This is a genomic window from Gilliamella sp. BG3 (genome assembly GCF_046635605.1).
Classification (GTDB): Bacteria; Pseudomonadota; Gammaproteobacteria; order Enterobacterales; family Orbaceae; genus Gilliamella; species Gilliamella bombi.
In genome coordinates this window covers 90848-104945 of sequence record NZ_JBIDFE010000007.1, presented here as the reverse complement: position 1 = coordinate 104945, position 14098 = coordinate 90848, and the positions used below count along the sequence as shown (strand labels likewise).

Below are 14098 nucleotides of genomic sequence, written 5' to 3'. Positions count from 1 at the left end.
AATATTTAAAGTAATACAGATATATTCTAAAGACTATCCCATAACGAAATGGAATTCTTGAATAACTTGTTTCTTATTACTAATTTTTAGTTTCTAATATTAATAATAAGTTAAACATGAATTATTATCATTGTTTAACACTAAAAGTTCGTTTTAATTCATCAATAAAATCTAAATCCTGAGATATCGTTTTACCTGGACTATCTGATAGTTTAGCCACAGATTGATTATTACATTCCGTTAATTTAAGCACAATGTTCAATGCTTTGGTATTGACCTCTTTAGATGGAATATCACAAGCTAAAAAACCACCGACGCCAAAAGATAATTTTACGCGATGATTAAAATGTTGATAGATTTTAATCGCCTTATCAAAATTTAAGCTATCAGAAAAAACCAAAAGTTTAGTTTGTGGATCTATGCCCAATTGCTGATAATGAGCAATTGCTTTTTCACCCCATTGAATTGAATCACCTGAATCATGACGAAGCCCTTGATAATGGGAAGCAAAATGCAAATCAAAATCACGTAAAAATGCATCCATTGTAATACAATCTGTTAATGCTATTCCTAAGTCATGAGGATATTCATCTAACCAAACTTGAAGAGCATTTCTTTGGCAATCTTGAAGATTAGCACTTAAACGTTGATGAGCTTGAAACCACTCGTGTGCTTGGGTTCCAACAGGAGTAAGCCCTAAACGATAAGCCAGTAAATAATTGCTAGTACTATGAAAGTTATGAAAGTGTGTTTTCAAATAACTGACAACTGCCTCTTGCACCGCAAACGAATAACGCCTACGCGTACCAAAATCCATTAAATTAAAGCCCGACATATCCATATTAGCTGTTTTTTCATTAAACACCGCCAATTTATCTTTTAGCCGAGCTAGTGCCTCAGAAACTCCAATATTAGGTGAACGATCTTTATGAACAATTTCACTGATAACGGCAAGTAATGGCACTTCCCATAGAATAACATCTAGCCATTTACCTTCAATTGTAATAGAAAGCACTCCATCTTCATTTTTTATAGTGAGCAAATCACTATTGAAACGCCATTTTTTAAGCCAATTTAAATAGTCAGATTTAAAAAAGGAAATATTTGATAAATAGTTAAATTCATCATCAGACAGCGCTAATGATTCCATTAATTTCACTTGATGTATTATTTCATCAACATATTGTCCCAATAAATCATCACTACGACAACGAAACTGCGCAACAACAGTTACCTCAGGGTAGTAATGAAATACAGCTTGCTGCATATGCAACTTATAAGCATCAGTATCTAATATTGATGTAATTATTGCTGGTAACATGTAAATTTAATGCTATTGCTTTAAATAAAAATTTCAAAGATTATAGCAGAATAATAATGAAGATATAGATTAATTATGTAATAAGATTGTTTTTAATCGACTATAATATCGATCAGTATAAAATATAAATTGATTTCAAACCAAAAGGTCATAACAACATGAATATAAAAACACCTGAATCGCAGCCTATTGCCAAAAATCGTCTTGATTATAAATCACCCGATTTTACCATTACCGACATTGATCTTGATTTTGATTTAGCTCCCGAAATAACAACCGTCACAGCTCGTAGCCGTGTTATTAAGAAAAATAATGAAGTGGACAATTTAATTTTAGATGGTGAAGATCTTAAATTGATTTCTGTTAATATTGACGAACAACCATGGCATGATTATCAGCTCACAAAAGCTGGCTTAATCATTCAGCGTGTTCCAGCAGAATTTACATTAACGATTGTTAACGAAATTAAACCAATTGACAATACAGCACTTGAAGGATTATATGTATCAGGCGAAGCGCTCTGTACTCAATGTGAAGCAGAAGGATTCCGCCATATTACCTATTATCTTGACAGACCTGACGTTCTTGCTCGCTTTTCAACACGTATTACCGCGAATAAACAACATTATCCTTATCTACTTTCGAACGGTAATCGCATAGCGCAAGGCGAGCTTGCTGATGGACGTCATTGGGTACAATGGCAAGATCCTTTTCCAAAACCGGCTTACTTATTTGCATTAGTTGCTGGTGATTTTGATATTTTAAAAGATCAGTTTATCACGCAATCAAAACGGAAAGTTGATTTAGAAATTTACGTTGATAAAGGTAATTTAGATCGTTCGCAGTGGGCTATGACAAGCTTAAAAAATGCCATGCGTTGGGACGAAACACGCTTTGGGCTTGAATACGACTTAGATATCTTTATGATTGTAGCGGTTGATTTTTTCAATATGGGAGCAATGGAAAACAAAGGATTAAATATCTTTAATTCAAAATATGTGCTTGCCAAGCCACAAACAGCAACAGATGATGACTATTTAGGTATTGAAGGTGTAATTGGTCATGAATATTTTCACAACTGGACTGGTAATCGGGTAACCTGTCGCGACTGGTTCCAACTTAGTTTAAAAGAAGGATTAACTGTATTTCGAGATCAGGAATTTAGCGCTGATATGGGATCTCGTTCAGTAAAACGCATTGAGGATGTCAAACTTTTGCGCACCGTTCAATTTGCCGAAGATGCTAGCCCAATGTCTCACCCTATTCGGCCTGAACAAGTAATAGAAATGAATAACTTTTACACAGTCACCGTGTACGAAAAAGGCGCTGAAGTTATTCGAATGATGCATACTTTATTAGGAGAAGATAAATTCCAAGCAGGGATGAAACTTTATTTTAAACGCCATGATGGTAGTGCCGCAACTTGTGATGATTTTGTTGCAGCCATGCAAGATGCCTCAGGTATTGATTTAACTCAATTTAAATTATGGTATAGCCAATCAGGAACACCTGAATTAACCGTTACCGATAATTATAACGAGAAAAATCAACAATATACTTTAACAGTAGAACAATATACGCCAGCTACTCAAGATCAAGCACAAAAACAAGCTTTGCATATCCCACTTGATATCGAGTTATATCAACATAATGGTGAAATAATTCCACTGCAATACCAAGGCAAATCTGTTCACCATGTTTTAAATTTAATACAAAACAAACAACAATTTATCTTTGATAACGTAACTCAAAAACCGATTATTTCAGTATTACGTGATTTTTCAGCACCTGTTAAGTTAACTTATGATTATCAAGATAATGATCTTATTTTCTTAATGCAACACGCTACTAACGCATTTAGCCGTTACGATGCAGCTCAAATGTTATTAGCAAAATATGTTCGCTTGAATGTGAAAAATTATCAAGAAAATCAAAATTTAATGTTGCCTGATTCAGTATTAGATGCATTTAGAGCCGTATTGTTATCAGAAAAAACTGACCCTTTCCTTATTGCACAAATCTTAACCTTGCCATCTGAAAACGAGTTGGCGAATTTATTTACTGTGGTTGATCCAATCGCAATTCATCAAGTGCGTCTATTTTTGTTAACGCATTTTGCAAACGAACTTTATGATGAATTATTAGCCATTTATCACCACAATAAAACATCACAATATCAAATTAAACATAATGACATTGCTAAGCGGTCACTTAAAAACTGTTGTTTAACTTTATTAGCTCATGCCGATGATAATTCGCACGCCAATACATTGGTTAACCAACAATATTATCAAGCAAATAATATGACTGATTGTTTAGCCGCCTTGAGTGTTGCTGTAAAAGCTGAACTTGATTGTCGAACTGAGTTATTGGCTAACTTTGATGACAAATGGCATCAAGATGGACTTGTTATGGACAAATGGTTAGCACTAAACGCAACAAGCCCAGAAAAGAATGTTCTTGTTACCGTGAAAAAATTATTAACTCACCGCTCATTTACACTCAGTAACCCAAATCGGATTCGTGCATTAATTGGAGCATTTGTAAATAATAACCCTGTGGCATTTCACGCTGAAGATGGCAGTGGTTATCAATTTTTAGTTGAAATTCTCACTGAGTTAAACCAAAAAAATCCGCAAGTTGCAGCAAGGCTTATCGATCCTCTAATTCGATTAAAACGTTATGACAAAAATCGTCAACAGCAGATGCAAAAAGCACTTGAGGCATTGCTAAAAATTGAAAATTTATCTAAAGATTTATTTGAAAAAATTAACAAGGCACTAGAAGCCTAAATAGGAAATAGCATTCTGCAATATCGTTGTAGGATGCTATTAATAAATTTAAAATTGAAGTTGAAATTTTATACTAAAACGTATAGTTTCCTGAAACTTTTTTACAAGCACTCTAATAAGTTTTAAATAATGACAATAAAAGAAATCACTCCCATAGAACTTGCACAAAAATTAAATCAGCAAGATAATCTATTTCTACTCGATGTACGAGAACCCAATGAAATAGCCATTTGCAGTATTGGCAACGCAACTCATATTCCAATGAATATGATCCCTTTATATCTAGATAAAATCCCAGATGAAATCGATATTGTTATTTATTGTCATCACGGCAGACGTAGCCTAACTGTTGCTCATTATTTAGCAGAAAACGGTTTTGATCCTAACTTTCTCTATAATCTTACAGGAGGGATTGATGCTTGGGCGCTAACAATTGATAAACAGATGGCACGATACTAAAATGCCCGTTATCAAACGGGCTTTTCTTCATTACTTTACCTTGCTATGCTTATTCTTGAGGCATCACCCAATAACCATTTTGGTTATGCGTTTTCATATAATCTTTAAATTGTTGAGATTGATAAATACGCTTCACATCTTGAGCCCATCGACTATTTTCGTCTCCTTCATTCACTACAACCATAATTTCCAAATCAGGAATGATGGTTTCAGAAAGTAATGCTTTGTTCGAGTCAATATTAGCAGAATAAACAATGCTACCTGGAATTACCGCAAAATCTAATTCATTAAGCACTCTAGGAATATTGGCCGAATCCATTTCAATAATTTCAATACCTGCAATATTTTGAGCAATATCATTTTTACTAACAATAATAGGATTTGTATTATTTTTTAATTTTATCCAACCAGCTTTTTCTAGTAGATTATATGAACGAGCTGCATTAGAAGCATCTTGTGGAATAGCAACTTTTGCTCCTGAAAAAACTTGCGTTAATGAGGTGAACTTATTTGAAAATATTGCCGCAGGTACCGATGGTACATGCACAACCGATTTTAAATTTGCTTTACGCTGGGCATTAAACACATTCATATAAGCTGTGTGCTGTGCAACGGTTAAATCAATACTACCTTCACTTAAAGCTACATCTGATTCAAGTAAATGCGGAAAATTCACTAATTTAACCTTATAACCCTCTGATTCAAGTATGGGTTTAACAGCATCATTAAAAAGATCGTTATATGGACCTGGTGATACGCCCATGCTAATTTCTTTTTTTGTCTGATTATCGACTGGTTTAGACGAATTATCACAACCAATAGTCAAAAACGCTAAACTAGCAACTAAAACGACTGATATGTATTTAAATATTTTTTGTTTGATAAACGCATTTTTCATTTCAGCTATCCTCTATAAGCTATAAGCATTAAATACACTCTAACACAGAAAAAAGCATTCATTTATTCCAAGTAATTCTATCTTATAACTATATGGAATAAGATATAAAAAACGATTATTAGAGCAACAATTTAACCTGTGATACCGTTAGATATATCAATTATTGTCAATCGTTGAATATGCCATATAAACACCTGCAATAAATGATTCAGCCAAATTGCCTAGGCAAGCACTTATTCAACTAGAACAAAATAAATAGGTGATGAACAATGATTAAATTTGAACATGTCTCAAAACAATATGAAAGAAATGGCGTCACAACACAAGCTTTAAACGATATTAATTTAACCATCAGTAAAGGTGATATTTACGGCATTATTGGTTACAGCGGCGCAGGTAAAAGTACCTTAGTGCGCTTAATTAACTTTCTTGAAAAACCAACACAAGGCAATGTCATTATTCGAAATAAACTATTAAATCAATTATCTAGTAATGAATTACGTCAAACCCGTCAAAAAATTGGTATGATTTTTCAGCATTTTAATTTACTTGAATCAAAAACCGTATTTGAAAATATTGCTATTCCTTTAATTTTAATCAAAAAAGGTAAACATTCGATTAAACAAAAAGTCTATGAACTTTTGGAATTTGTTGGATTAAGTGATAAAGCTAACAGCTATCCCAAAGAGCTTTCTGGTGGGCAAAAACAGCGCATTGGTATCGCCCGAGCATTAGCCAACGATCCTGATATTTTACTATGTGATGAAGCAACTTCAGCACTTGATCCACAAACCACTCAAGCTATTTTAGATTTAATCAAAAAAATCAATGAAGAATATAAAATAACAGTCGTGTTAATCACTCACGAAATGCATGTAATTGAACAAATTTGCCATAAAGTTGCAGTAATGGAAAAAGGCAAGATTATAGAACAAGGTAACGTACTTGACGTATTTGGACAACCAAAACACCAAACTACTCAAAATTTTGTTAGCTCAGTGATCAACGATCAAATTCCAAATGGTGTTGTGGAAAATTTGTTAGAAATAGAAGGTAAAAAAGACAATATTAAATTATTTAAGCTCGAATTCTTAGGAAGATCTGCGTCAGAACCCGTGATAAATTCACTTATACTGCAACAAAAAGTTATCGTCAATATTTTGTTTGCCCATATGTCAGAAATCGAAAAAACGGTTTTAGGTAGTATGTTTGTTCAACTAAAAGGTAACGATAGTAATATCAAAGAATCAGTACATTACTTACGTGAGCGCGGTGTGCAAGTCACTGAAATTAAACATTGGGAGATGAGTAAAAATGGAAATATTTAATACTATAATTGACTATTTGGCCTCTTGCTTTGCAACATCAGTAACCACTGAACAATTTGTTCAAGCATCCTATGACACCCTAATTATGGTAGTTTTCTCCTTAATTTTAGGTTCATTAATCGGAATTCCACTTGGTATTTGCTTAGTTACAACAAGACCTTATGGACTATTGGAAAATCGTCGAGTGTTTCGTATTATCAACCCGATTATTAATATAGTTCGCTCATTGCCTTTTATTATTTTATTAGTTGCTATCCAACCTTTAACAAAGGTCATTGTAAATAGCTCTATTGGCACTATAGCAGCGATTGTTCCGTTAACATTTTATGTTGCTCCTTACATTGCTAGGTTAGTTGAAAATTCATTACTTGACGTGAATAGTGGTATTATTGAAGCAGCTCAATCAATGGGAGCGACGCCAATACAAATTATTTGGTATTTTATGTTACCAGAGGCATTTAGCTCTTTAATTTTAACGCTTACAACTGCTACTATAGGTTTAATTGGTGCTACAGCGATGGCTGGTGCTATTGGCGCTGGCGGTATTGGTGATTTAGCTGTGTCATACGGTTATCAACGTTTTGATAATACTGTTACTTATATCTGCGTGGTGATATTAGTTATCGCTATACAATTTATTCAAAGCACTGGTAATTATTTAGCTCGTAAAGCACGGCATGAATAAAACACATAATCACTTTTAGTTATGCATGATCAGTAAAAAATGGGGGGAGCTAAAATATAACTTTCCCCATTTATTATTTAGAAAAATAGCCTTAATTATCTTTTATCTCTCTAATAAGATATTTTACGTAAAACCTCTGTTTGTCTATAAAAATCAGCCATCGAGTATAAAAACTATTTATTGAGCAGTTATACACAAATAGGCAACACGTTTAATTGATTTCTTTATTTACAAATATCAAGTAAAATAAGCAAAATTTTACCATTCTAGAAATCTAGGAAATCAATGTGACAAACGCATTACAACAAAATTTGGTTGAAATTCACGATATGTCTTTTTATCGTGGAACAAGGCCTATTTATAAAAATATGAGTTTGAATGTCCCTAAAGGAAAAGTGACAGCAATCATGGGACCTTCAGGAATTGGTAAAACCACACTACTAAGGCTCATTGGTGGTCAATTAAAACCGCAGTCAGGAAAAATTTTATTCGATGGAGAAGACATTCCAAGCATGTCTCGCTCCCGACTTTATGAAGTACGCAAACGTATTAGCATGTTATTCCAATCGGGTGCTTTATTTACCGATCTAACTGTGTTTGATAATGTTGCTTACCCACTACGTGAGCACTTCAAATTACCTGAACCTATATTGCATAATTTAGTCTTAATGAAATTACAAGCTGTTGGTTTACGTGGTGCAGCTCAAATGATGCCATCGGAACTATCTGGTGGTATGGCAAGGCGAGCAGCATTAGCTAGAGCCATTGCGCTTGATCCCGATTTAATTATGTTTGATGAACCTTTTGCTGGGCAAGATCCTATATCCATGGGTGTTATTGTTAAACTGATATCTGAAATAAACCAATCATTAGGATTAACCTGTATCGTTGTTAGCCATGACGTGACCGAAGTGCTCAGTATTGCAGATTATGCTTACATTGTAGCCGAACAACATATTATTGCAGGTGGTACACCACAACAATTACGTGATAATGATGATTTACGAGTAAAACAATTCCTTGACGGGTTGGCTGATGGTCCAGTACCTTTTCATTATCCTGCTGAAGATTACAAATTAGACCTAAGCAGAGGTACAAAATAATGTTAAATTTACTGGCAAAATTAGGACAATGGTTTATTGATATCATTGCGATGATTGGTCGTTCTGGTGTGATGCTCTTTAGGGCATTAATTGGTAAGCCACAATTTAATAAACAATTCCCATTACTCATTAAGCAATTTTATTTTGTTGGTGTACAATCACTCACTATTATTATTGTTTCTGGTCTTTTTATTGGCATGGTTTTGGCCTTACAAGGTTATTTTATTCTGACCACTTTTGGTGCTGAAGCCAGCCTTGGAATGATGGTAGCCCTTGCTCTACTTCGTGAGTTAGGTCCTGTTGTTGCTGGTTTGCTGTTTGCAGGTCGTGCTGGCTCTGCATTAACGGCTGAAATCGGCTTAATGAAAGCAACTGAGCAGCTATCAAGTATGGAAATGATGGCAATTGATCCATTACGACGTATTATTGCACCTCGTTTTTGGGCTGGTTTTTTCAGTATGCCATTTTTAACTGCAATTTTTGTTACCGTTGGTATTTTAGGTGGTGTTATTGTAGGTGTTGATTGGAAAGGTATTGATGCAGGCTTTTTTTGGTCATCTATTCAAAGTAATGTTGATTGGTGGCATGATCTAGGTAACTGTTTTGTAAAAAGCTTTGCATTTGCCATTGCCAGCACTTGGATTGCACTTTTCAATGGTTATGATTGTGTACCAACATCAGAAGGAATTAGTCGAGCAACAACAAGCACTGTTGTTTATTCATCATTAGTAATTTTGGGGTTAGATTTTATTTTAACCGCATTAATGTTTAGTCATTGAGGTCATTAAACATGAGTCGTAAAGTTGAAATCACTGTAGGATTATTTATGGTACTGGTCATTTGCTCGGTACTTTTTTTATGTTTCCGTGTAACGGATCCAACATCATTTGCTAGTCATAATTCATATCGAGTTTATGCTGTATTTGATAATATTGGCGGATTAAAAGCACGCTCTCCAATCAAAATCGGTGGCGTTGTGATTGGTCGAGTCAGTAATATAACACTAAAATCATCAGATCTTGATGTATATAAACCCTATGTAACAATAGATATTGATGCACAATACAATCAAATTCCAGTTTCAAGTTCGCTTTCAATTAAAACATCAGGTTTATTAGGTGAACAATTTATTGATATTAACTTTGGACTTGATAAAAGTACTGAATTAGAACTTGATTCATTGGATAGCGAAGGCACAAGCAACAATTTGCCAACAAATAATCATGAACCAGCTTATTTTCATGATGGTTTTGTAATATACAACACTAAACCAGCAATGGTTATTGAAGACTTAATTGGTCAATTCCTTTATAGTACTGGAGGTTCGACCGATGATAAAGATAAGAAACAAGATACACAAGATATAAATGAAAATTAAGGAGTTTTGTTACTATGTTAACCAAATTTAAACACACTATTTTTTTTGCATTAGCTTTAATATTTAGTGCTAATGCGTTTGCTGAAAATGATCCTTATAAAGAGATGGAAATGGCTGCTAATAAGATTTTTAGCACCATGAATGCACAATCTGCGACATTAAAATCAAATCCTAACAAACTAAAAGAGATCGTAAGAACAGATTTATTACCTTATGTACAAGTAAAGTATGCTGGCGCATTAATTTTAGGTAATTATTATAAAAGTGCTACAGATGCGCAACGTAAAGCCTATTTCGCTGCTTTTGAAAACTATTTGGTACAAACTTTTGCTCAAGCATTATCTATGTATAATGGCCAAACTTATCAGGTTGAATCGCCAAAAGATTTAACAGGCAAAACGCTTATCTCTATTCGTGTTTTATTAAACCAACCTAATAAAAACCAACAACCATTGCGAATTGATTTCCAATGGCGTAAAAACTCTGTCACTGGCGAATGGAAAGCTTATGATTTAGTTGCAGAAGGCGTCAGCATGATCACCACCAAGCAAAATGAGTGGTCAACAATTTTACGCCAAGATGGTATTGACGCATTAACTAAACAATTAACTGATCTTTCAAATCGCAATATTGACCCAAACGCTAAACCAAAAGGCTAGCCATAATGTCGCGAATAAAAACAGAAAAACAACAAGAAATATTATCTTTACAGGGTGAACTTGATGTTCACTCTTTAAACGATTTGTGGTCAACACAAAATACTATTTTAAATGGTGTAAATTGCATTGATGTTGCGCAACTTACTCGGGTTGATTCTTCAGGGCTCGCAACTTTAATTTATTTTTGCAATAAATATCATGTAAAGCTCAAAGGTATTAATCCTCAGCTACAAACATTAATTACATTGTATGATCTACAACCTGTAATTAATATTTAAAAAATGTTAAGTTTTATACTGAAACACATAGTTACCTGAAACTTTTTAACAAAAAATTCCCCCATAATTTACATTAATGATGAGTATGAATAATGGATAAACAAGAAATTATAAACAAATTAAAAAATTCGCTTGAACTTGATGATGTACATGTCCTAACCGATGATGGAAGCCATTTCCAAGTTATTGCTGTAGGAGAATTATTTGCCGATTTAAATCGAGTGAAAAAACAACAAGCAATCTATGCCCCTTTGGCTGAATTTATTAATGATAACCGTATTCATGCGCTTTCTATAAAGACTTATACCCCCACTGAATGGCAACGTGAACGCAAACTTATGGGATTATAACCATTTCTTAGCATGATAATCCCTTGAATTAATTGTTTTCGCCACCATATTATGTTGTATCAATAGACAACACCATTTGTATAAAGGTATCGCTACATGACTAATCCATTATTAACAGATGCACCATTACCCCTTTTTTCACAAATTAAACCCGAACATGTTTTGCCTGCTATACAAGAAACTTTAAAAAACTGCAGAAATACCATTGAAGCAGTATTAAAGCAAAATAGCCAATATACTTGGGATAACTTAATTCAACCAATTGATGAAGCAGACGAAAAATTTGGACGAGCTTGGTCTCCAGTTAGTCATCTTAACTCAGTTAAAAATAGCCCTGAATTACGTGAAGCTTATGAAGCTTGTCTGCCATTACTATCTGAGTACAGCACATGGGTTGGGCAACATAGACCTTTATATCAAGCTTATAAGCAACTCAAAGAAAGCGAACAATATGCTACTTTAACCAAAGCACAGAAAAAAGTGGTTGATAATGCACTACGTGATTTTGAATTATCTGGAATTGGCTTACCCGATGACAAACAGAAACGTTACGGTGAAATTGTCGCAAAATTATCAGAATTATCCTCAAAATATAGTAACAATGTGCTCGATGCCACCATGGGATGGTCAAAATTAATTACCGATATCAAAGAACTATCTGGCATGCCTGAAAGTGCGCTTTCTGCCGCAAAAGAACAGGCTAAATTAAAAGATAAAGAGGGCTGGTTACTAACCTTAGATATACCAAGTTATCTTCCCGTCATGACCTACTGTGATAATCGTGATTTACGATTTGAACTTTACCAAGCCTATAATACTCGTGCGTCAGATCAAGGACCAAACGCAGGTAAGTGGGATAACACTGAAATTATCAAACAAATCTTAACGCTTCGTAATGAGCTTGCACTATTACTAGGCTTCGATAATTATGCTAATAAATCATTAGCAACAAAAATGGCAAGCTCAACCGCTCAAGTCATTGAGTTTTTGAACAATTTAGCAACTAAAGCTAAACCTCAAGGTGAAAAAGAGTTAGCAGATCTTAAACGTTATGCTTATGAGTTTTTTGGCGCAAGTGACATCAAACCATGGGATATAGCTTATTATAGTGAAAAGCAAAAACAGCATTTGTACGCTATCAACGATGAAGAATTGCGTCCTTATTTCCCTCAACAACGAGTGATTAATGGTCTATTTGAAGTAGTGCATCGCATTTTTGGTATTACAGCCAAAGAGCGACAAGGCGTTGAAGTTTGGGATCCTGAAGTTAAATTTTATGATCTCTTTGCCGCAAATGGTGAGTTAAAAGGTAGTTTCTATCTTGATTTATATGCACGTGAACATAAGCGTGGCGGTGCTTGGATGGATGATTGTATTGGTCGTATGCGTTTTGCTGATGGTCATGTACAAAAACCCGTTGCCTATTTAACTTGTAACTTCAATCGCCCTGTTGGTGATAAACCAGCACTATTTACACACGACGAAGTCACAACCCTTTTCCATGAATTTGGTCATGGTTTACACCACATGTTAACCGAAATTGATACTTCATCAGTTTCTGGTATTAATGGGGTGCCATGGGATGCTGTTGAATTACCAAGTCAATTTTTAGAAAACTGGTGCTGGCAGCCTGAAGCGCTTGCATTCATATCTGGGCATTATCAAACTGGTGAACCGTTACCAACTGATATGTTAGAAAAGATGCTAGATGCTAAAAACTATCAAGCAGCACTATTTATTTTACGCCAATTGGAATTTGGTCTTTTTGACTTTAAATTACATACACAAAAAGATCCTGATATTTTAAATACATTGGCTGAAATAAGAAAGCAAGTTGCCGTTGTTCCTACCGTTGAATGGGGAAGATTTCCACACGCATTTAGCCATATCTTTGCTGGTGGTTATGCTGCAGGTTATTATAGCTATTTATGGGCAGAAGTATTATCCGCTGATGCATTTTCACGTTTTGAAGAAGAAGGTATTTTCAACGCTAAAACAGGCAATGCATTTCTTGATAATATCTTGTCACAGGGTGGTAGCGATGAGCCTATGACATTATTTAAAAACTTCCGAGGGCGTGAACCTCAACTTGAAGCATTACTTCGTCATTATGGTATCCACTAATTCTAACTTTGCTCAGCTAAAATTATTAGCTGAGCAGTGGTTATCCACACATGCTGATCTTCCATTCGCTCTTGTTACCCAAAACAATCAACTTGAGTTACAAAAAACTGACGAACCAAAACTAGGGGCAATATGCGTAAACTTTGTTTCTGGAACAATGGCTCATCGTCGCCAATTTGGTGGTGGACGTGGCGAAGCAATTGCTAAAGCAGTAGGTATCAAAGGTGAGTATTTACCTACAGTTCTTGATACCACAGCAGGGCTTGGTCGAGATGCATTTGTTTTAGCATCAATCGGTTGCCATGTCACTATGTTTGAAAGGCATCCTGTTGTTGCTGCATTGCTAGAAGATGGCTTGCAGCGTGCCTACCAAGATCCCCAAATCGGTAGTTGGCTTGAGCAACATTTACGTTTAATTTATCATTCAAGCATTGAGGGATTGAGCACTTACCCTGAAAAACCTGATGTTATTTATCTCGATCCAATGTTTCCGCATCGTCAAAAAAGTGCGCTTGTCAAAAAAGAGATGCGTATTTTTCAACTATTAGTTGGTAGTGACAACGATGCTGACAGCTTATTAGAACCCGCAAGGCAACTTGCCAAAAAACGTGTAGTTGTAAAAAGGCCCGATTATGCACCGTTTTTAGCCAACCAAAAACCGACGGCAGAAATTAAAACTAAAAATCACCGTTTTGATATATACACACCTCTAGAGTAATACAA

Annotated in this window: 14 protein-coding genes; 12 read left to right on the top strand and 2 right to left on the bottom strand. The window is 34.8% G+C overall.

All coding sequences use genetic code 11. From position 1 onward, the window contains the following. Positions 1-127 precede the first annotated feature (127 nt). Positions 128-1321: a nicotinate phosphoribosyltransferase gene (gene pncB / locus ACGH6S_RS05035; RefSeq protein ID WP_174798653.1), complete on the bottom strand. Its 1194-nt coding sequence runs from the start codon at positions 1319-1321 to the stop codon at positions 128-130. A gap of 158 nt (positions 1322-1479) precedes the next feature. On the opposite strand from pncB, the gene pepN reads away from it, so the two are divergent. Together pepN and ACGH6S_RS05025 are read left to right on the top strand one after the other, a co-directional pair. Then, positions 1480-4113 (top strand): aminopeptidase N, encoded by a 2634-nt coding sequence (gene pepN / locus ACGH6S_RS05030; protein ID WP_411578390.1) that lies wholly within the window; start codon positions 1480-1482, stop codon positions 4111-4113. Between the two features lie 129 nt (positions 4114-4242). Continuing rightward, complete coding sequence (locus ACGH6S_RS05025) at positions 4243-4572, top strand: rhodanese-like domain-containing protein (RefSeq protein WP_034911495.1); 330 nt, start codon at positions 4243-4245, stop codon at positions 4570-4572. 49 nt (positions 4573-4621) lie between these two features. Here ACGH6S_RS05025 and ACGH6S_RS05020 read toward each other — a convergent pair whose 3' ends face one another. Next, positions 4622-5470 carry a MetQ/NlpA family ABC transporter substrate-binding protein gene (locus tag ACGH6S_RS05020; protein WP_296302523.1) on the bottom strand — a complete coding sequence of 283 codons (849 nt, stop codon included), beginning with the start codon at positions 5468-5470 and terminating at the stop codon, positions 4622-4624. Between the two features lie 269 nt (positions 5471-5739). Here ACGH6S_RS05020 and ACGH6S_RS05015 point away from each other — a divergent pair, with 269 nt between their 5' ends. From ACGH6S_RS05015 to ACGH6S_RS04970, 10 genes are all read left to right on the top strand, one after another. Beyond that, on the top strand, positions 5740-6798 hold the full coding sequence (locus ACGH6S_RS05015; protein WP_411578389.1) for a methionine ABC transporter ATP-binding protein: 1059 nt from the start codon (positions 5740-5742) through the stop codon (positions 6796-6798). An 85-nt stretch (positions 6799-6883) separates the two neighbouring features. Continuing rightward, the gene (locus ACGH6S_RS05010; RefSeq protein WP_370738298.1) at positions 6884-7483 is read left to right on the top strand and encodes a methionine ABC transporter permease; all 600 of its coding nucleotides are present in this window, start codon (positions 6884-6886) and stop codon (positions 7481-7483) included. A 287-nt stretch (positions 7484-7770) separates the two neighbouring features. After that, the gene (gene mlaF / locus ACGH6S_RS05005; RefSeq protein WP_218055882.1) at positions 7771-8586 is read left to right on the top strand and encodes a phospholipid ABC transporter ATP-binding protein MlaF; all 816 of its coding nucleotides are present in this window, start codon (positions 7771-7773) and stop codon (positions 8584-8586) included. Further along, positions 8586-9365 (top strand): lipid asymmetry maintenance ABC transporter permease subunit MlaE, encoded by a 780-nt coding sequence (gene mlaE, locus ACGH6S_RS05000; RefSeq protein ID WP_141671397.1) that lies wholly within the window; start codon positions 8586-8588, stop codon positions 9363-9365. The genes mlaF and mlaE overlap by 1 nt, the downstream gene beginning before the upstream one ends. Positions 9366-9376: 11 nt before the next feature. After that, positions 9377-9964 carry an outer membrane lipid asymmetry maintenance protein MlaD gene (gene mlaD / locus ACGH6S_RS04995; protein ID WP_085164251.1) on the top strand — a complete coding sequence of 196 codons (588 nt, stop codon included), beginning with the start codon at positions 9377-9379 and terminating at the stop codon, positions 9962-9964. 14 nt (positions 9965-9978) lie between these two features. Next, positions 9979-10623, top strand: a complete 645-nt coding sequence (mlaC, locus tag ACGH6S_RS04990; protein ID WP_065589436.1) for a phospholipid-binding protein MlaC — start codon at positions 9979-9981, stop codon at positions 10621-10623. A gap of 5 nt (positions 10624-10628) precedes the next feature. Further along, positions 10629-10901 (top strand): STAS domain-containing protein, encoded by a 273-nt coding sequence (locus ACGH6S_RS04985; RefSeq protein ID WP_296208569.1) that lies wholly within the window; start codon positions 10629-10631, stop codon positions 10899-10901. 92 nt (positions 10902-10993) lie between these two features. Next, positions 10994-11251, top strand: coding sequence for a BolA family protein (locus ACGH6S_RS04980; protein WP_065560910.1), 258 nt, complete (start codon positions 10994-10996; stop codon positions 11249-11251). A 96-nt stretch (positions 11252-11347) separates the two neighbouring features. Next, positions 11348-13375, top strand: a complete 2028-nt coding sequence (gene prlC, locus ACGH6S_RS04975) for an oligopeptidase A (protein ID WP_296317228.1) — start codon at positions 11348-11350, stop codon at positions 13373-13375. Then, entirely contained in the window at positions 13362-14093 is a 732-nt protein-coding gene (locus ACGH6S_RS04970) for a class I SAM-dependent methyltransferase (protein ID WP_174798660.1), read from the top strand. The genes prlC and ACGH6S_RS04970 overlap by 14 nt, the downstream gene beginning before the upstream one ends. Positions 14094-14098 lie beyond the last annotated feature (5 nt).